This is a genomic window from Ruegeria arenilitoris, assembly GCF_013035315.1.
In the GTDB taxonomy this organism is placed as follows: domain Bacteria; phylum Pseudomonadota; class Alphaproteobacteria; order Rhodobacterales; family Rhodobacteraceae; genus Ruegeria; species Ruegeria arenilitoris_D.
The window spans coordinates 1-17,220 of record NZ_WQHP01000011.1 but is presented as its reverse complement, the minus strand read 5'-3'; the positions used below and the strand labels follow the sequence as shown (position 1 = coordinate 17,220).

Sequence of the window (17,220 nt, the reverse complement as noted above, 5' to 3'; positions counted from 1 at the left end):
TAGATATCTGATTAGGTTGCTCAAATCGCGAATGTGAGTGCGCGCTCATTGAGTCTCCCCAAGGTCTTTACTTTCCGCCCGGTGCGCAAGCGCCGGGCATTTTCGTCACAATGACACCGTTGAGTACTCTAAACTGGCGAAACGGGCAATAAATTTGTATGTTCTTTGCGCATATTACAACTATTGCGCGACTTTGGTTTTTCGGGTCGCCTCAAAAGAAAAGGGGGCGAAGCCGCCCCCTGATTTCTTTACCCGATTGCGACGGCTTTGATGTCGTCGTCAATGAAGGGCAGATACTGTTCAAAGTTTTCCGCAAACATCTGCACCAGTTTCTCGGCCTGCTTGTCAAAGGCCGCCTGATCATCCCAGGTGCGGCGCGGGTCCAGCAGAACTTCGGCCACACCAGGGACCGAGACCGGGACATCAAATCCGAAGTTGGCATCCTTGCGGAACTCGGCGTCGCGCAGCGATCCTTCCAGCGCGGCTGTCAGCAGGGCGCGGGTCGCACGGATCGGCATGCGGCTGCCAACGCCATATGCACCGCCGGTCCAGCCGGTGTTCACCAGCCAGCAGGTTGCGCCGTGCTGGGCAATCTTGTCGCGCAGCAGGTTGCCGTACTCTTCCGGGCGACGCGGCATGAACGGCGCGCCAAAGCAGGTGGAGAATGTGGGCTGAGGCTCGGTGATGCCACGCTCAGTTCCTGCAACCTTCGAGGTGAAGCCCGACAGGAAGTGGTACATAGCCTGAGCCGGTGTCAGCCGCGCGATCGGAGGCAGAACGCCAAACGCATCACAGGTCAGCATGATGATGTTTTTCGGATGCCCGCCCAAAGCGCTGCTTGACGCGTTCGAGATGTACTCGAGCGGGTAAGCGCAGCGCATGTTGGCAGTCAGCGAGTCGTCCTCAAAATCCAACTCTTTGGTTTCCGGATCGAAGACCATATTCTCGATCACGGTGCCAAATTTGCTGGTGGTCGCGTAGATTTCCGGCTCAGCCTCGGCGTTCAGGTTGATGGTCTTGGCATAGCAGCCACCTTCAAAGTTGAAGGTTCCGCGGTCCGACCAGCCATGCTCGTCATCCCCGATCAGTGTGCGCGACGGATCAGCCGACAAAGTGGTCTTGCCGGTGCCGGACAGGCCAAAGAAGACGGCAGTGTCGACCGGGTTGCCAACAGCGTGGTTGGCCGAGCAGTGCATCGGCATCACGCCTTTTTCCGGCAGCATGTAGTTCAGCAGGGTAAAGACCGACTTCTTGTTCTCACCCGCATACTCGGTGCCGCCGATCAGGATCAGCTTGCGGTCGAAGTTCAGCGCGATCACGGTTTCACTGTTGCAGCCATGCTTGGCCGGATCGGCCTGGAAGCTGGGGCAGTTGATGACGGTAAAGTCCGCGATGAACTCTTCCAGATCTTCGCGATCCGGGCGGCGCAACAGGTGGCGGATGAACAGGTTGTGCCAGGCCAGCTCGGTGACCATGCGCACGTTGATCGAATAGGCGGGATCGGCACCGCCGACCAGGTCCTGCACGAAATAGTCGCGACCCTTCATATGGGCCAGCATGTCTTCGTACAGCGCGTCGAAACCTTCGGGGGTCATCGCAGCGTTGTTTTCCCACCAGATGGTGTCAACGACGCTGTCGGTCTTTACGACGTGTTTGTCCTTGGGCGAACGACCGGTGAATTTGCCGGTGGTGACCAGAAAGGCGCCGCCATTGCCAAGGGTGCCTTCGCCACGCTTCAGCGCCTCTTCAATCAGCGCTGGTTCCATGAAGTTATAATAGACATTGCCCAGACCCTCGATGCCCTGATCTTCGAGGCGGAATTGCGGGTTAACCCGTCCAGATGTCATGTTTGTCTTCTCCTGTGGCGGCGCGTCGGCGGTTGGGCCGGGGGGCGCTCTTGGGGCAGTATGCCGGGAAAAACCGGCGGATGGGCGGGTCTTATCATGGTCGTTCGGGGCATGAACAGGACGGTTTGGCGCAGTTAGCGCAACCAAGTCAAAGTTTAGCGCCACCAGTAATTTCCTGTCGGAAAACAAGGCGCTTTTGCGCGCATGTTAACGGCTTTTTTGCCGCATCTGTGTGACAACAATCGCACGATTCGCAGATACGGATTGATTCGGGGCCATAAAAACGACAAAGATGCCTTACTAATAAGCGAATTATTGCGTGAGTGAGCAGGAATAGGGGTTAACCCGATGTCAAAGATTGCACTGGTGGACGACGACAGAAACATTCTGACGTCAGTTTCCATGACGCTCGAAGCCGAAGGGTTCGAGGTTGAGACGTATAACGATGGACAGGCAGCGCTGGACGCTTTCAACAAGAAACTGCCGGACATGGCTGTTCTGGACATAAAGATGCCGCGGATGGACGGGATGGACCTGTTGCAGCGGCTGCGGCAGAAAACCCAGATGCCGGTGATTTTCCTCACCTCCAAAGATGATGAGATTGACGAGGTTCTTGGCCTGCGTATGGGCGCAGATGACTATGTCAAAAAGCCGTTTTCGCAGCGTCTTCTGGTCGAACGCATTCGGGCGCTGCTGCGCCGGCAGGAGGCAACCACGGGTGATGCGACCACGGCCAGCACCGGCGACGCCAAAGTCATGGAGCGCGGCGATCTGCGGATGGACCCGCTGCGTCACGCGGTCAGCTGGAAAGGGTCGGACGTGTCCCTGACGGTGACCGAGTTCCTTTTGCTTCAGGCGCTGGCCCAGCGACCGGGCTTTGTCAAAAGCCGGGATCAACTGATGGACGTGGCCTATGATGATCAGGTCTATGTGGACGACCGCACCATCGACAGCCACATCAAGCGCCTGCGCAAGAAAATGCGCGCCGCAGACCCCGAGTTTTCGGCGATCGAAACCCTGTACGGCATTGGGTACAGGTATAACGAAGAATAAGCGTGGCCATTAATCAGGGGTAACCGGGTCTCGTGCGCGATACGGAACAAGCCAGCGAATTGCGGGACGGTGATGTCGTTCTAGGGGATGATTGGGTCATCCCGCAAGACCCCGACTCTGCCGAGCTTCGGGCATCCCGTCGACGTCGCAACCTGTTTTCTATGCGCGGCTCTCCTCTGGCGCGCAAGATCATCACGTTTAACCTGATTGCTTTGGTCATCCTGGTGACTGGCCTGTTGTATCTTGACGACTCTCGGGATGAACAACTGCGGCAGACCGCGCGCAACCTGGTTGGTGACGCACAATTGGTCAGCAACGTGTTCGAGGCTCAGCTGCGCCAGACGGCATCTGGTTTGGCGCAGGATTCCAGCGCGCTGGACGTGAAAGACACTCTGGCCGGGCTTAGCCTGCCCGAAGGCGGCGAAGTCTTTGTGTATGATGCGCGGGGTACGCTGATTGGATGGGCGCGGGGCGCAGCGTCGCAATCGCCAGCTTTGTTGTCCTCCGAGGCAGAGCTTCAGACGGGTAGCACTGTAATCAGCGACGCGCTTAATGCGGTCTGGACCGGCTTGTCACGCGTGTTTGCCAGCGGCGAACCCAACGAAGCACCAACGTTGGCGCAAAGGGTTCAGGCCATCGTGCCAAATGCGCTACAAGGCCAAGTGCAAGTACAGGCAGTCAAAGATGATTTTGGTGAAACGGTTATTGTGGCCGCAGCACCCATTCTGCTGGACAGCGCTGCAGTCGGTGCGGTGGCTATGGCCGGTCCGTCGGGGGAAATCGACGCTTTGGCCCGTCGCGAGCAAGAGCGTATCTTGCAAATGTTTGTCGTCGCGCTGCTGGTTTCAATCGGGTTGAGCCTGGTTCTGGCCTCGACAATCGCAAACCCGCTTGCCGATCTGGCCGCGGCGGCTGAGTTGGGCAAGGACCGAGGTGCAGGTGTGAATCCTGGCCGTATCCGCATCCCGGACCTGACCGCGCGCCCGGATGAGATTGGCCTGCTCAGTCGCGCACTGCGGGGCATGGTGACGGCGCTTTACAATCGGATCGATGCGAATGAACAGTTCGCCGCCGATGTCGCCCATGAGATCAAGAACCCGCTGGCAAGTCTTCAATCTGCCGTTGGAACCTTGCGGATGGTCACGCGTGAAGATCAGCGCGAGAAACTGATGGGCGTGATTGAACACGACGTGCGCCGCCTGGACCGTCTGGTCAGCGATATCTCAAACGCGTCCCGATTGGATGCTGAACTGGTGAAGGAAGAAGAGCAGCCCTTTGACCTGCTGAAACTGGTGGGCAATATCAGCCAGTATCTGGGCGAAGATGCGCGCGCCAAGGGGATCGACTACATCACCGACCTGCCCGAAGGCCCGATCATCATCAACGGGCTTGAAGCGCGTCTGGCTCAGGTCTTTGTGAACCTAATCACCAACGCGATTTCGTTCTGTGAAGAAAAAGATGCGATCCGCGTTTGGGTGCGTCGACGCGAAAACCGCGTTCTGGTTGTGGTGGAAGACACCGGTCCCGGTATCCCCGAACAGGCGCTGACCAAAGTTTTCAAACGCTTCTACTCGCAACGACCGGCTGAACACTTCGGAAATAATTCGGGCCTCGGGTTGGCGATCTCAAAGCAGATTGTCGAAGCTCACGGTGGCGTCATCTGGGCCGAAAATATCCGCCCGACCGAGGCGGACGTCACCTCGGACCCGTTGGGCGCGCGTTTTGTTGTCGGGCTGCCCGTTTAACCCATGCGCGGCCCGTCCGTCTATGATCTGGCTGAACAGGACAGCGCCATCATTCACGCGAGTTGCGTGGCGTTTGCAGGGAAGGCCTTGTTAATTGTGGGTGCCTCAGGCACTGGCAAGTCAGCTCTGGCGCTTCAGATGATGGCGTTTGGGGCGGAGCTGGTTGCGGATGACCGGGTCGAGCTGCGTGCCACCGGTGATCAAGTCTTGGCTCAGGCGGCCCCGAACATTCGTGGAATGATCGAAGCGCGGGGCTTGGGTATCTTGCGGGCCTCTGCTGTCGGACCTGTGCCACTGACCTATGTTGTGGATCTGGATGAACAAGAATCGGAGAGAGTCCCTGAGCCAATTGCGATCCGCACCCTGAGGCAAACTGTTCCCTTGTTTCGGGGCCTTGGCGTTCCCAATTTGGCCGCAGCACTGATGCAATTGATGAAAATGGGGCGCGTGGACCCGGAATGGCCCAGCACATGAAGCAACAACGACGTATTGTTCTGGTCACCGGGCCCTCTGGGGCCGGACGGACGACAGCCATTCATGTGCTTGAGGATCTGGGATTTGAAGCGATAGACAACCTGCCTATGGGTCTGCTGACACGCCTGTTGGACGGCCCGGACAGCGACCAGCCAATGGCGCTGGGGATTGACGCGCGAAACCGTGATTTCTCGACCATTGGTTTCATTGAGCTGGCCGCGTGCCTACGGGGTATGGACCAGGCGGATCTGACGATACTCTACCTCGATTGTAGCGATGACATCCTGCTGCGCCGTTTCTCGGAAACCCGTAGACGTCACCCGGTCGCGGTCAATTCGAGCCCAGAAACCGGCGTCCGGCAGGAAAAAGAGCTGCTGGCTCCGATCCGCGAAATCGCCGACACGCTGATCGACACCAGTGCCCTGAATGTTCACCAACTGCGAGAAGAGGTCGAGCGTTGGTTCGCCCCGCAAAGCGGGCGGCATCTGGCCGTCTCGATCGAGTCGTTCTCTTATAAACGCGGATTGCCTCGTGGGCTGGATATGGTTTTCGATTGCCGATTTCTGGCCAACCCCTATTGGCGGCCAGAGTTGCGGGCCGAAGACGGTCGAAACCCGGATGTGGCGCGCTATGTACAGTCAGACGCAAACTACGCACCGTTCTTCGACCGCGTTGTCGATCTGTTGAAACTGTTGCTGCCGGCCTACCGCGCCGAAGGCAAAGCGCATCTCTCGGTTGCGTTCGGGTGCACCGGAGGGCAACACAGGTCGGTGGCTATGGCAGAAGCGGTTGCAAAGGCCCTTGCAGAGGAGGGGCAGCAAGTGGCAATTAGGCACCGCGAAATGGAACGTCGATCGTTGAATGTGAGGCCGGATTGATCGGGATCGTACTCGTAGCACATGGCGGGCTGGCCCAGGAATACTTGGCGGCCATGCAGCATGTGGTCGGAAAACAACCTGGGCTGGTCGCAATCTCGATCGAGGCGGATCATGATCGCGAAGCGAAACAGGCAGAGATTTGTGCTGCTGCAGACAACGTCGATGCCGGGGATGGTGTTGTCGTTGTAACGGACCTGTACGGTGGCAGCCCTTCGAATCTAAGCCTCAAGGCCTGCACGCCGCAGGATCGCCGTATTCTTTACGGTGCAAATCTGCCTATGCTCATTAAACTGGCCAAAAGTCGCCAACTGCCGATCGGGGATGCGGTGCGGCGAGCGATGGAGGCTGGACGAAAATACATTAACGCGCAGAATGTGACGTTGGACTAAGACCGGATTGATTAAGAATGACCAACCGAAGCTTGAAAATAATCAATGAAAAGGGCTTGCACGCCCGCGCCTCGGCCAAGCTGGTTGAGGTGGTCGAAGGCTTTGATGCGCAGGCAGAGGTGTCCAAAGACGGACTTTCTGCATCAGGGGACAGTATCATGGGTCTTTTGATGTTGGCAGCCTCGCGCGGAACGACTATTGACGTCGAGACGTCCGGACCGGATGCTGAGGCGTTGGCTGATGCATTGGAAACCCTGGTGAACGACAAGTTCGGGGAAGGGTTCTGATCCGCTCAGTCGCGACATGAAGAACGGGAAGACCAGGAATTGGCGGAAACGACGCACGAGACCAAGACAGGCCCGGTTGTGGATGGGACAGACGATCAGGGTGAGATCTACGATCGTAGAACGCTGACCTATGCGAACTCGTTCGACGACGCTTGGACCTCCACGGCTATTCGGGCCATCGAATGGTGTACAGGAAAACTGACCATTCTGCGCATGGTCAACAAGTTCGAGAAGAAGAACGAATACTATCGTGGCCAGCGGTTCTGGGGCGGCGCGCTTGAGGTGATGGGGATCAACCTCACCACCCCACAGGAACAAATCGCGCGTATTCCAAAGAAAGGACCTGTTGTCGTCGTTGCAAACCATCCTCATGGGATGGTCGATGGCATGATCCTTGCCGAACTGATCGGACAGGTGCGTAGTGACTACAGGATCCTGACGCGCTCGGTCCTTACGGGACTGGACGAGGCCGCGACCTCATTCATGATTCCGGTGCCATTCCCGCATGACCCGGAGGCGCAGACTAAAATGCTGGAAATGCGCGGCAAGGCGATGGACCACCTAAAAGACGGCGGTGTTGTCGCACTGTTCCCCTCGGGCGTGGTAATGTCCTCAGACGACTGGTTTGGCCCTGCGCAGGAGCGTGAATGGAATGTGTTCACCGCCAAAATGATCCGCCGGTCCGGCGCTCAGGTGGTGCCAATTTTCTTCCCCGGAAGAAACTCGCGTGCCTATCAGATTGCGAACAAGTTGTCGCCGATCCTACGGCAAGGCCTGCTGCTGCATGAAATCGTTCGCTCCTGCAACAAGCCGCAGTCGCCGTTTATTGGCGAGCCGATCTCGGACGAAGACATGAAATTGCTGGAGCGCGACCCGCGCGGCTTTATGGCCTGGCTCAGAAAACACACAATGGCGCTGGGCGAAACGCTCAAACGCTGATCCGCACTTCATCTGGCTAAAAGTACCTCTGGGGTGAGTCCGGATGATATCCGGGCGAGGGGGCTCGCCCCCTTCTAGCGCGTCGGAACTGGTGTTTCGCCCCGGTAGTCATAGAATCCGCGCTCTGTCTTGCGCCCCAGCCACCCGGCCTCAACATATTTCGTCAACAGCGGGCAAGGTCGGTACTTGGTGTCCGCCAGACCGTCATGTAGCACGTTCATGATCGCCAGACATGTGTCCAGTCCGATAAAATCCGCCAACTCCAACGGCCCCATCGGATGGTTCGCGCCCAGGCGCAACGATTGATCAATCGATTGAACGCTCCCCACGCCTTCATACAGCGTATAGACGGCTTCGTTGATCATCGGCATGAGGATGCGATTCACGATAAAGGCAGGGAAATCCTCTGCGCTGGCCGCCGTTTTGCCCAGCCGATCAACAACAGCCTTGCAGGATTTGAACGTCTCTTCATCGGTTGCGATGCCGCGGATCAATTCGACCAGCTGCATCACCGGCACCGGGTTCATGAAGTGGAACCCCATAAAGCGTTCTGGCCTGTCCGTCCGGCTGGCCAGCCGGGTGATCGATATTGAGGAGGTGTTGGATGTCAGAATTGTGTGCGGCAGCAGATGGGGCTGCAGATCCTCGAAGATGGCCTGTTTGATGGCTTCACGTTCGGTTGCGGCTTCGATCACCAGGTCGGTCTGACCAAGCTGGGGCAACTCCAACGTCGTTTTGATCCGGCTCAGCGCTGCCTGCATCTCGTCGTCCGAGATTTTCCCACGTGACGCTTGCCGCGCAAGATTGCCTTCAATCGTCGCCAAGGCTTTGCTGAGTGCGTCTTCTGAAACGTCGTTCAGTAGGACGTCATACTCTGCCAATGCCAGAACATGGGCAATCCCATTGCCCATTTGACCTGCGCCAATCACTCCGACCGATTTTACATCCATGTTCAGGTGCCTTTGTGTCCCGCGATACGGCGACAGTATCGACAGAACGGGGCGGGCGGCAAGGGGATCAGACCGCTCGAATTTGCTTCAAATGCGCACATTAGGAATTTCTCAAGATTTGCGGCTGCAAAATGGCAACCGGGTGAAAATTGGGTGAGTGTTATGAGCTATCATCAATCGGGCTCGGGGGAACCCGGGCATGAAGTCTGTCAATATGACGGTTCGCGGCTGTGGTTTTGGGGCGCACGACGCGTTTTGGATCAACCCTATATGGTTTGCGCCGGCGGGGACGAGGCATTTGGGCGTTTCGTGGAACGCCCCTTTGCGACCCTTTTGGAGGAGCGCACCGACAGGCGGGTTCTGAACCTTGGCTGCCTGTTCAGCGGGGTAGATGCCTTGTGTTTGGACAGCGGGCTGTTCGATCTGCTGAAACGATCCGAGCTATGCGTCCTGCAGGTGCCCGGATTGCTGGGACAGACCAATCATTTCTATCGCGTGCATCCCCGGCGCAATGATCGCTTTCTTGAGCCAACTGCGGATCTGGCAGGCCTCTATCCAGAAATCGACTTCACCGAAGTGCATTTTGTACGCCACCTCATGACTTGCCTTCAGAGGTTTCCGGATGCGCGAGTCGAGGTTGTTCTGGATGAACTCCGCCGCAACTGGATCCGTCAGGTCAGCGCGCTTCTTCAGCGTTTGGACGTACCGGTGATCCTCCTAAGGCTGCAGGTGTTGCGCGATCCCGGTGGTGCGGATCATCCTGAACCTGATGTGACGGATGCGATGATCGAGGAGGTCCTCCCGTTTTGTGCCCAATGCGTTGACGTCACAACACAGGTTTGTGGCCAGCCGGATGAGATTGAGGATATGCTGTTTGGCACACTGCACCAGCCGATGGCCGAACATATGATCGGTCCGGCGGCGCATCGGGCCATTGCTGCTGCTTTGGTTGGTCCGATACAGAACCTGAACTGAAAAGGCCCGCCGATTGGCGGGCCCTTTCGTTTTCCTCAATTGAAACTGTCAGGTTAGCCGAGTTTTTCGGTCAGCTCAGGTACGGCTGCAAACAGGTCGGCGACCAGTCCGAAGTCTGCGACCTGGAAGATCGGCGCTTCTTCGTCCTTGTTGATCGCAACGATGACTTTCGAGTCCTTCATACCAGCCAAGTGCTGGATCGCGCCCGAGATGCCCACTGCGATGTACAGGTCAGGTGCAACAACCTTACCGGTCTGACCAACCTGCCAGTCGTTCGGGGCATAGCCCGAGTCAACAGCAGCGCGCGACGCGCCGACAGCGGCGCCCAGCTTGTCGGCCAGGGTTTCGATCAGTTTGAAGTCCTCTTCCGAGCCGACGCCACGGCCGCCCGAGACAACAACGCCAGCCGAGGTCAGTTCCGGACGATCGCTTTCGGCAACCTTGTCCTCGACCCACGACGACAGACCTGGGTTGTCACCAACCGAGATGGTCTCGACTGCGGCCGAGCCGCCTTCGCCCGCTGCGTCGAAAGACGCGGTGCGGAAGGTCACGACTTTCTTGGCGTCGTTCGATTTCACGGTCTGGATCGCGTTGCCCGCATAGATCGGACGCTCGAACGTCGAACCGTCGACCACGCCGGAGGCATCCGAGATCACCATGGCGTCCAGCAGGGCTGCAACGCGGGGCATTACGTTCTTTGCGTCGGTGGTCGCTGGGGCAACGATGTGCTCGTAGCCATCAGCCAGACCCACGATCAGGGCTGCGGTCGATTCCGCCAGGCGGTGACCCAGCGAGTCGTCTTCGGCAACCAGAACCTTGGACACACCGTCGATCTTGGCGGCGGCCTCACCAGCAGCAGCGGCAGAACCACCCGCGGCCAGAACGGTCACGTCACCCAGTGCCTTAGCGGCGGTGACAGCCTTGGCGGTGGCGTCCAGCGCCAGTTCGCCGTTGTTGACTTCTGCGAGAAGAAGAACAGCCATTACACAGCCCCCGCTTCTTTGAGTTTCTCGACCAGCTCGTCAACCGAGCCAACGACGATACCAGCGGCACGTGCCGGCGGCTCTTCGGTCTTGACGATTTCCAGACGCGGCGTGACGTCGACGCCGTAATCGGCGGCGGTTTTCTCGTCCAGCGGCTTTTTCTTCGCCTTCATGATGTTTGGCAGCGACGCATAGCGCGGCTCGTTCAGGCGCAGGTCAACCGTCACGATGGTCGGCATCTTGACGGAGATGGTCTGCAGTCCGCCATCCACCTCACGGGTGATCTTGGCGCTGTCGCCTTCGATGTCGACTTCGGACGCAAAGGTGCCCTGCGACCAGCCCAGCAGGGCCGACAGCATTTGACCGGTGGCGTTCATGTCGTTGTCGATTGCCTGCTTACCGGCCAGAACCAGACCGGGCTGCTCTTCCTCGACCACTTTGGCCAGGATCTTGGCAACGGCCAGAGGCTCGATATCGGTGTGCACGTCATCGGCGGCAACAACCAGAATGGCGCGGTCGGCGCCCATGGCCAGCGCGGTACGCAGGGTTTCCTGCGCCTGCTTCACGCCGATCGAAACCGCAACGACTTCATCAGCCTTGCCCGCTTCTTTCAGACGAATCGCCTCTTCGACGGCAATCTCGTCGAACGGGTTCATCGACATTTTGACATTGGCGAGATCGACACCGCTACCGTCCGCTTTCACGCGGACCTTCACATTATAGTCAATCACGCGTTTGACAGGCACGAGTACCTTCATTTTGCGCTTGCTCCTCACAAATAACGGTAAGCCGCGTTGCGACTCCACCAATGCTCTCGGACGACTGAATAGCGTCTCAATTCATGCTGCAACAGGGCAAAATCGTCACGTCATGAACTTGAGACGTCGCGTTTCGTATATTTTGACGCAACGGCGCGAAACTTAATTGCTTTGGCAAGGCTCAGCGGTTGGCACCGGGAACCCACAAAACGTCCGCAGTACCGTTGTCGTTGGCGCATCGCGCAGCGACAAAGAACCAGTCGCTCAGGCGGTTGAGATACTTCACCGCGACCTCGTTCACGGGTTCCATATTGGTCAGCTCAACAGCCAGGCGTTCGGCCCGACGCGACACGGTGCGGCAGACATGAAGATGGGCAGCCAGTCGCGATCCACCGGGCAGGATAAAGCTGCGCAGAGGTTCCAGCGTCTCATTCATCACGTCGATCTCGGCTTCCAGCCGGTCGATCTGTGCCGCAACGATCCGCAGCGGCGGATAGTCGGCCTCAGCGTCCTTTTCCATATCCGGGCGGCAGAAGTCTGCGCCCAAATCAAACAGGTCGTTCTGAATACGAGCCAGAGCTGCATCAACCTCGCCCTCGGCCTCGGTTCGGGCTACACCGACAAAAGCGTTCAACTCGTCAACCGTCCCATAGGCCGTCACCCGGCCCGAATACTTGGCGACACGCTCGCCGTTGCCCAAAGCAGTTTTCCCGTCATCGCCGGTGCGTGTGTAGATCTTGTTGAGTACGACCATTTATTGAACTCCTTGTCCACGCAGCCAGACGTAGAGCACGATCAGCACCACGGCAATGAACTGGAACAGAATTCGTAGTTGCATCATCTTGTTGCTTTTCAGCGCGGCACTTTTACCGGCTTTGCCGAAGTTCGAGATGCCAATCACCAGCACGACGACAACTGCCGCCATGGCCAACAACAAAACGACCATCAAAAGGTCCATAGGTACACCGTCCGCTTCTCTTGTTTCCTGAGGGTACCATCTAGACCCCCACATGTGAAAAGCGAACGGGTAATTTCGCCTCAGACGTCGGACAAGATACGGTCGATGGTCCGGGTCGGCAAAAGGCGCCGCAGGTAACCGGCGATATAGGTCGGCGTGGTCACGTAGTAGCGCGGGCGCGGTCGTTTGGATTCGACCGCGTGGGCAAGTTTGTCGGTCACGGCGGATGCGGGCAGCTCGAACCGGTCGGGACCGGAGGATTCGTACAGTCTTTTCAACAGCGAAGCCTCGTATCTGTCGCGCAAGGCCGAGGTTTCCCAGTTGATGAAGCGTTCGAAGAAGGGGATCGAGTTTTCGCGGATTTTCGAGGTAATCGGGCCAGGTTCGATCAGGATGGCCTTGATATCGGTTCCAGCCAGCTCAAGGCGCAGCGTGTCGGTCAAACCTTCGATGGCATATTTGGTCGCAACGTAGGCACCGCGCCAGGGGAAGGCGACAAACCCCAAAACAGACGAATTCTGGACGATTCGTCCGTGCCCCTGTGCTCGCATGACCGGAATCACCTGCCGGGTCAGTTCGTGCCAGCCAAAGAAGTTGGCTTCGAATATCGCGCGCAGGCCATCTGTCGGCAGGTCTTCGACCGCACCCGGCAGGCCGTGCGCCCCATTATTGAACAGCGCGTCCAGAGTGCCGCCCGTGGCCTCAAGCACTTCGGCCAAGCCCGAGGTGATACTGTCGGTGTCGGTATAGTCGATACGCGGGCTTTCAAAACCCTGGGCCCTTAGACGATCGCAATCGCGCTGCTGTCGGCATGACGCAAAAACACGCCAGCCGCGTGCACGCATACCGTGTGCTGCATCAAGGCCTATGCCGGACGAGCACCCGGTGATAAGAATGGTTTTCTGCATGATCTTCCTGACCGTTAACCCACGCCAAAGCTATTGCGCGGATACGGTCAGGACAATGATGGCACCACGTCAGTTTTCGATTTTTCGAACCAGCGAGGCGGAAATCCAGCCGACCTGTTGCGCGGGCAACACGCGCAGGCGCAACCAGCCGGTGCCGGATTCGCTCAGCACCTCGACCTGCTGTCCGATGGTCGCCTTGCCGATGATCGGATAGATCGTGCCCGGCCCATCGCGCATGTTGACCCGTGTACCGGTTATCTCGCGGATATCCCGCGCCGGCTCGGGAGTCGCTTCGACCTCCACCGGCTCTTCAGTGACCTGACGCAAACCTGCTACGCCGTCTTCCAGCGAAGCCAGTGTGATTGTGGCGCTCTGGTCATCAAAGACCGTCACCCCGGACAAGCTGGGAAGGCTGGCTGTTTCGGCCACGATCTGAACAACCTCTTCGGTCTTGATGGATGTTTGGACACGCTCTGACGGAGTGCGCACAGCGACATTGGTCACCAGCTCTTCGACGCGCGCCGGTGCAACAGGCGCAGGTTTTGGCACCGAGGCAACGCGCTCCGGTTGTTCGGTTCGCAGGCCACGCGGTTCAAAATTTGGCCCGCCGCTCATCACGTAAAAGCACCAGCCCAGTGCAGCGAAAGTCAAAACAATAAGGCGCGTCATGGCGCATCCCCCGGCAATCATAAGGTACAAGAAAAAGGCAGCAGTCTAATGAAGACAGCCTAGCATAATTTGGGGTCCGAGTCGAAAAACGGGGGAAATCCGTGACTTGCCTCCCCCTGTTGCAAAAAGCGCGACTTGTCCCCAGCAAAATACCTGCTGGTTGCTTTACCAGCGCGCTCTTGCGGCGTATCACATCATATATGAACGATACGATCGACGACCCCAACATGGAGGCCCCCGAAGGTGGGGGCGAGGTAGCTGAACCGCTGCGCCGCGCGATTGGCGAACGCTATCTGACCTACGCTTTGTCCACCATTATGCACCGGGCATTGCCGGATGCGCGCGACGGGTTGAAGCCGGTTCACCGGCGAATCCTTTATGCGATGCGCGAACTGCGACTCAGTGCGACGGGTGGGTTCCGGAAGTCAGCAAAGATTTCTGGCGACGTGATGGGCAACTATCACCCACACGGCGACGCCGCGATTTACGACGCGATGGCGCGTCTGGCGCAGGATTTCAACGTCCGCTATCCGCTGGTCGACGGGCAGGGGAACTTCGGCAATATCGACGGCGATAACCCGGCGGCCTCTCGATACACCGAGGCGCGGATGACCATCGTGGCCGAGGCGCTGCTTGAGGGTCTGAACGAAGACGCCGTCGATTTCCGCGACAATTATGACGGCACGCTGACCGAACCGGTTGTACTGCCCGCGCAGTTCCCGAACCTGTTGGCCAACGGTGCCAGTGGGATCGCGGTGGGGATGGCGACGAATATCCCTCCGCACAACATCTCGGAGCTGTGTGACGCCTGCCTGCATCTAATCAAAACGCCGGATGCGCGCGACGACACGCTGTTGAACTATGTGCCCGGTCCGGACTTCCCGACCGGTGGTGTCATAGTTGAGCCGCCCGAGAATATCGCGCAGGCCTATCGCACCGGACGCGGGTCCTTCCGTCTGCGCTGTAAGTTCGAGGTCGAGGATTTGGGCCGCGGTCAGTGGCAGATCGTTGTCACCGAGATCCCGTATCAGGTTCAGAAATCCAAGCTGATCGAAAAGATCGCGGAACTGATTCAGACCAAGAAAATCCCGATCCTGGCCGATGTGCGCGATGAATCCGCAGACGACATCCGCCTGATCCTGGAGCCACGGTCCAAGAACGTGGACCCCGAGGTGCTGATGGGCATGCTCTATCGCAACTCGGACCTTGAGGTGCGGTTCAGCCTGAACATGAACGTGCTGATCGACGGTGTGACGCCCAAGGTCTGCTCGATGAAGGAAGTGCTGCGCGCCTTCCTCGACCACCGGCAAGAGGTGCTGATCCGCCGTTCACGTCACCGTTTGGGCAAAATCGACCATCGTTTGGAAGTGTTGGAAGGCTTTATTGTCGCCTTCCTCAACCTCGACCGCGTGATCGACATCATCCGTTACGACGACGATCCAAAAGCCGCGTTGATGCGTGAGGACTGGGGGATTGATCACGTTCGCGCCACCGACGAATCCGACTATGTCTCGCCGAAACCGGGTGAGGGCGAACTGTCTGAGGTTCAGGTTGACGCCATTCTGAACATGCGGTTGCGCAGCCTGCGCCGTCTGGAAGAGATGGAACTGGTGCGCGAGCGCGATGAGCTGATGCTGGAACGCGCCAATCTGGAAGACCTTCTGGCCGATCCTGCTCTGCAATGGGCCAAGATCGCGGAGCAGCTGAAAGAGACTAAGAAGACCTTCGGCAAAGACTACGAAGGCGGCGCGCGTCGCACGCAGTTCGCCGAGGCCGGACAGGTCGAGGAAGTCCCGCTTGAGGCGATGATCGACAAAGAGCCGATCACGGTCGTCTGCTCTCAGATGGGTTGGATTCGCGCCATGACTGGTCACATCGACCTGAAGCGCGAGTTGAAGTTCAAAGACGGCGACGGCCCGCGTTTCATTTTCCACGCCGAAACGACCGACCGGCTGCTGGTGTTTGCCTCGAACGGGCGTTTCTACACCGTCAGTGCCGCCAACCTTCCCGGCGGGCGGGGCATGGGCGAACCGCTGCGTTTGATGGTCGATCTTCCGAACGAGGCGCAGATCATCGACATTCTGATACATAAGCCCGGGCGCAAGCTGCTGGTCGCCTCGGATGCGGGCAACGGGTTCATGGTGCCCGAAGATGACGTGCTGGCGCAGACCCGAAACGGGAAACAGGTGCTGAACGTCAAGGGTGATGAGACGGCCATGATCTGTAAGCCTGTGGAAGGCGATCACGTGGCTGTGGTGTCCCAAAACGGCAAATTCCTGGTCTTTCCGACGGAAGAACTGCCAGAGATGGGGCGCGGCAAGGGCGTGCGTTTGCAGAAATACAATATGGCGCGGGGTCGTCAGGGCACGCTTGAACTGGATGGCGGCCTGTCCGACATCACCACCTTCAATTGGGAAGATGGGCTCAAATGGTCCATGGGCGGCGACAAGACGCGACACGAAGCGGATATGTCCCAATGGCTGGCCAAGCGGGCCAGTGTGGGCAAAAAGCCGCCCTACGGCTTCCCACGAGACTATAAGTTTTCGTGATCAGGCGGCCACAGCAGTGAAATTCCGCCGATACGGCTTGGCACAAGCCGTACCGGTGCGCTAGATCAAAGAAAACAGGCCTATCGAGACGAGAAAATGCTACGAGCTTTGACCCTGATAACCGGACTAGCCCTTATGGGCGCGTGTACACAGACGCAGGTTTATGAAGCCCCTGAGTCGCTGGGCGAGTTCAAGCTGCGCGTTAACTACGCCTTTGCGGAAAAGGCCCGGCAAGGTCCGGTGTCGCGGGATGCGACGCCCAAAGAGTGGGAAGATGCGATTCAGAACGCCGTGAACATTCGTCTCGGTCGATATGAGGGCGCGCAGGAGTATGATATTGGGATCAGCCTGGAAGGTTACATGCTCGCGCCTCCCGGCGTGCCTGTGATCTACAATCCAAAGAGTACGGCTATCGTCCTGGTAAATGTCTACGACGTCCGTAAGAAAGAGTTTCTGGCCAAGGGCAAGCAGTTTCAGGTTCTGGAAGATACCACTGGTGAAAGTGCTTTAGCTGGCTCGGGTCACACCCGCACCAGAGAAGAGCAAATGGACGGTCTTGCACTGAAAGTTGCCGACCGTGTCGAAGAGTGGTTGGCCGAAGAACACAAGGACAATGGCTGGTTCGACAAGCGGCCTGACCTGATCCAGCCGCTGGAATCCGTCGAAGTCACGCAAAATCCGGCGTCTTAAACCGAATTTAACGCAGGATGTGCTTGATTTTCCCCTTTGAACCAAATATCTCGCGCGCGCAGATGTAACCACGGGACCAAGGGTCCCCCAAATCGCAAAAGGGCGCCTGAGGAATGGCAAAGGAAAAGTTTGAGCGTACAAAACCGCACGTCAACATCGGCACGATTG

At 58.1% G+C, this 17,220-nt stretch carries 18 protein-coding genes; 10 read left to right on the top strand and 8 right to left on the bottom strand.

Annotated features, from left to right (window positions below; all coding sequences use genetic code 11):
* Window positions 1-248: 248 nt before the first annotated feature.
* Window positions 249-1,847 carry a phosphoenolpyruvate carboxykinase gene (locus GOV53_RS18860; protein WP_170469377.1) on the bottom strand — a complete coding sequence of 533 codons (1,599 nt, stop codon included), beginning with the start codon at window positions 1,845-1,847 and terminating at the stop codon, window positions 249-251.
* Window positions 1,848-2,195: 348 nt separating this feature from the next.
* Between GOV53_RS18860 and GOV53_RS18855 the strand changes: the two genes are divergently transcribed.
* The 7 genes from GOV53_RS18855 to GOV53_RS18825 are packed head-to-tail and all read left to right on the top strand — an operon-like array spanning window position 2,196 to window position 7,612.
* Window positions 2,196-2,900, top strand: coding sequence for a response regulator transcription factor (locus tag GOV53_RS18855; protein ID WP_170428750.1), 705 nt, complete (start codon window positions 2,196-2,198; stop codon window positions 2,898-2,900).
* Window positions 2,901-2,932: 32 nt separating this feature from the next.
* Window positions 2,933-4,645: a sensor histidine kinase gene (locus GOV53_RS18850; protein ID WP_170469374.1), complete on the top strand. Its 1,713-nt coding sequence runs from the start codon at window positions 2,933-2,935 to the stop codon at window positions 4,643-4,645.
* 3 nt (window positions 4,646-4,648) lie between these two features.
* Window positions 4,649-5,119: an HPr kinase/phosphorylase gene (locus tag GOV53_RS18845; protein WP_170469372.1), complete on the top strand. Its 471-nt coding sequence runs from the start codon at window positions 4,649-4,651 to the stop codon at window positions 5,117-5,119.
* Window positions 5,116-5,997: an RNase adapter RapZ gene (gene rapZ, locus GOV53_RS18840; protein WP_170469656.1), complete on the top strand. Its 882-nt coding sequence runs from the start codon at window positions 5,116-5,118 to the stop codon at window positions 5,995-5,997. The genes GOV53_RS18845 and rapZ overlap by 4 nt, the downstream gene beginning before the upstream one ends.
* Complete coding sequence (locus GOV53_RS18835) at window positions 5,994-6,386, top strand: PTS sugar transporter subunit IIA (RefSeq protein WP_170469369.1); 393 nt, start codon at window positions 5,994-5,996, stop codon at window positions 6,384-6,386. The genes rapZ and GOV53_RS18835 overlap by 4 nt, the downstream gene beginning before the upstream one ends.
* A 17-nt stretch (window positions 6,387-6,403) precedes the next feature.
* Window positions 6,404-6,673, top strand: coding sequence for an HPr family phosphocarrier protein (locus tag GOV53_RS18830; RefSeq protein ID WP_170428736.1), 270 nt, complete (start codon window positions 6,404-6,406; stop codon window positions 6,671-6,673).
* Between the two features lie 39 nt (window positions 6,674-6,712).
* Window positions 6,713-7,612, top strand: coding sequence for a lysophospholipid acyltransferase family protein (locus GOV53_RS18825; RefSeq protein WP_170469366.1), 900 nt, complete (start codon window positions 6,713-6,715; stop codon window positions 7,610-7,612).
* A gap of 74 nt (window positions 7,613-7,686) precedes the next feature.
* Here GOV53_RS18825 and GOV53_RS18820 read toward each other — a convergent pair whose 3' ends face one another.
* Entirely contained in the window at window positions 7,687-8,562 is an 876-nt protein-coding gene (locus tag GOV53_RS18820; RefSeq protein WP_170469362.1) for a 3-hydroxybutyryl-CoA dehydrogenase, read from the bottom strand.
* Between the two features lie 162 nt (window positions 8,563-8,724).
* On the opposite strand from GOV53_RS18820, the gene GOV53_RS18815 reads away from it, so the two are divergent.
* Window positions 8,725-9,537: a DUF6473 family protein gene (locus GOV53_RS18815; protein ID WP_254439341.1), complete on the top strand. Its 813-nt coding sequence runs from the start codon at window positions 8,725-8,727 to the stop codon at window positions 9,535-9,537.
* A gap of 53 nt (window positions 9,538-9,590) precedes the next feature.
* Here the strand turns inward: GOV53_RS18815 and GOV53_RS18810 are convergent, their stop codons facing one another.
* The 6 genes from GOV53_RS18810 to GOV53_RS18785 all read right to left on the bottom strand — a co-directional run bounded on the left by GOV53_RS18810 (window position 9,591) and on the right by GOV53_RS18785 (window position 13,813).
* Window positions 9,591-10,520 carry an electron transfer flavoprotein subunit alpha/FixB family protein gene (locus GOV53_RS18810; protein ID WP_170428728.1) on the bottom strand — a complete coding sequence of 310 codons (930 nt, stop codon included), beginning with the start codon at window positions 10,518-10,520 and terminating at the stop codon, window positions 9,591-9,593.
* On the bottom strand, window positions 10,520-11,278 hold the full coding sequence (locus GOV53_RS18805; protein ID WP_170428725.1) for an electron transfer flavoprotein subunit beta/FixA family protein: 759 nt from the start codon (window positions 11,276-11,278) through the stop codon (window positions 10,520-10,522). The genes GOV53_RS18810 and GOV53_RS18805 overlap by 1 nt, the downstream gene beginning before the upstream one ends.
* A 181-nt stretch (window positions 11,279-11,459) precedes the next feature.
* Window positions 11,460-12,032 carry a cob(I)yrinic acid a,c-diamide adenosyltransferase gene (locus GOV53_RS18800; protein WP_170428722.1) on the bottom strand — a complete coding sequence of 191 codons (573 nt, stop codon included), beginning with the start codon at window positions 12,030-12,032 and terminating at the stop codon, window positions 11,460-11,462.
* The gene (locus GOV53_RS18795) at window positions 12,033-12,236 is read right to left on the bottom strand and encodes a twin transmembrane helix small protein (RefSeq protein WP_170428719.1); all 204 of its coding nucleotides are present in this window, start codon (window positions 12,234-12,236) and stop codon (window positions 12,033-12,035) included.
* Window positions 12,237-12,316: 80 nt separating this feature from the next.
* Window positions 12,317-13,144 (bottom strand): SDR family NAD(P)-dependent oxidoreductase, encoded by an 828-nt coding sequence (locus GOV53_RS18790; protein ID WP_170469356.1) that lies wholly within the window; start codon window positions 13,142-13,144, stop codon window positions 12,317-12,319.
* Between the two features lie 69 nt (window positions 13,145-13,213).
* Window positions 13,214-13,813, bottom strand: a complete 600-nt coding sequence (locus GOV53_RS18785) for an SH3 domain-containing protein (RefSeq protein WP_254439340.1) — start codon at window positions 13,811-13,813, stop codon at window positions 13,214-13,216.
* A gap of 200 nt (window positions 13,814-14,013) precedes the next feature.
* Between GOV53_RS18785 and parC the strand changes: the two genes are divergently transcribed.
* Together parC and GOV53_RS18775 are read left to right on the top strand one after the other, a co-directional pair.
* The gene (parC, locus tag GOV53_RS18780; protein ID WP_170469353.1) at window positions 14,014-16,362 is read left to right on the top strand and encodes a DNA topoisomerase IV subunit A; all 2,349 of its coding nucleotides are present in this window, start codon (window positions 14,014-14,016) and stop codon (window positions 16,360-16,362) included.
* Between the two features lie 96 nt (window positions 16,363-16,458).
* A complete protein-coding gene (locus GOV53_RS18775; RefSeq protein ID WP_170428710.1) occupies window positions 16,459-17,052 on the top strand; it encodes a hypothetical protein in 594 nt (197 codons plus the stop codon).
* Window positions 17,053-17,220 lie beyond the last annotated feature (168 nt).

What these genes read in the sequence shown, in the direction of transcription:
- GOV53_RS18860 (WP_170469377.1), bottom strand. Translation starts at nt 1,847, where the DNA reads ATGACATCTGGACGGGTTAACCCGCAATTCCGCCTCGAAGATCAGGGC.
- GOV53_RS18855 (WP_170428750.1), top strand. Translation starts at nt 2,196, where the DNA reads ATGTCAAAGATTGCACTGGTGGACGACGACAGAAACATTCTGACGTCA.
- GOV53_RS18845 (WP_170469372.1), top strand. Translation starts at nt 4,649, where the DNA reads ATGCGCGGCCCGTCCGTCTATGATCTGGCTGAACAGGACAGCGCCATC.
- rapZ (WP_170469656.1), top strand. Translation starts at nt 5,116, where the DNA reads ATGAAGCAACAACGACGTATTGTTCTGGTCACCGGGCCCTCTGGGGCC.
- GOV53_RS18830 (WP_170428736.1), top strand. Translation starts at nt 6,404, where the DNA reads ATGACCAACCGAAGCTTGAAAATAATCAATGAAAAGGGCTTGCACGCC.
- GOV53_RS18820 (WP_170469362.1), bottom strand. Translation starts at nt 8,562, where the DNA reads ATGGATGTAAAATCGGTCGGAGTGATTGGCGCAGGTCAAATGGGCAAT.
- GOV53_RS18815 (WP_254439341.1), top strand. Translation starts at nt 8,725, where the DNA reads ATGAGCTATCATCAATCGGGCTCGGGGGAACCCGGGCATGAAGTCTGT.
- GOV53_RS18810 (WP_170428728.1), bottom strand. Translation starts at nt 10,520, where the DNA reads ATGGCTGTTCTTCTTCTCGCAGAAGTCAACAACGGCGAACTGGCGCTG.
- GOV53_RS18805 (WP_170428725.1), bottom strand. Translation starts at nt 11,278, where the DNA reads ATGAAGGTACTCGTGCCTGTCAAACGCGTGATTGACTATAATGTGAAG.
- GOV53_RS18800 (WP_170428722.1), bottom strand. Translation starts at nt 12,032, where the DNA reads ATGGTCGTACTCAACAAGATCTACACACGCACCGGCGATGACGGGAAA.
- GOV53_RS18795 (WP_170428719.1), bottom strand. Translation starts at nt 12,236, where the DNA reads ATGGACCTTTTGATGGTCGTTTTGTTGTTGGCCATGGCGGCAGTTGTC.
- GOV53_RS18790 (WP_170469356.1), bottom strand. Translation starts at nt 13,144, where the DNA reads ATGCAGAAAACCATTCTTATCACCGGGTGCTCGTCCGGCATAGGCCTT.
- GOV53_RS18785 (WP_254439340.1), bottom strand. Translation starts at nt 13,813, where the DNA reads ATGACGCGCCTTATTGTTTTGACTTTCGCTGCACTGGGCTGGTGCTTT.
- parC (WP_170469353.1), top strand. Translation starts at nt 14,014, where the DNA reads ATGAACGATACGATCGACGACCCCAACATGGAGGCCCCCGAAGGTGGG.
- GOV53_RS18775 (WP_170428710.1), top strand. Translation starts at nt 16,459, where the DNA reads ATGCTACGAGCTTTGACCCTGATAACCGGACTAGCCCTTATGGGCGCG.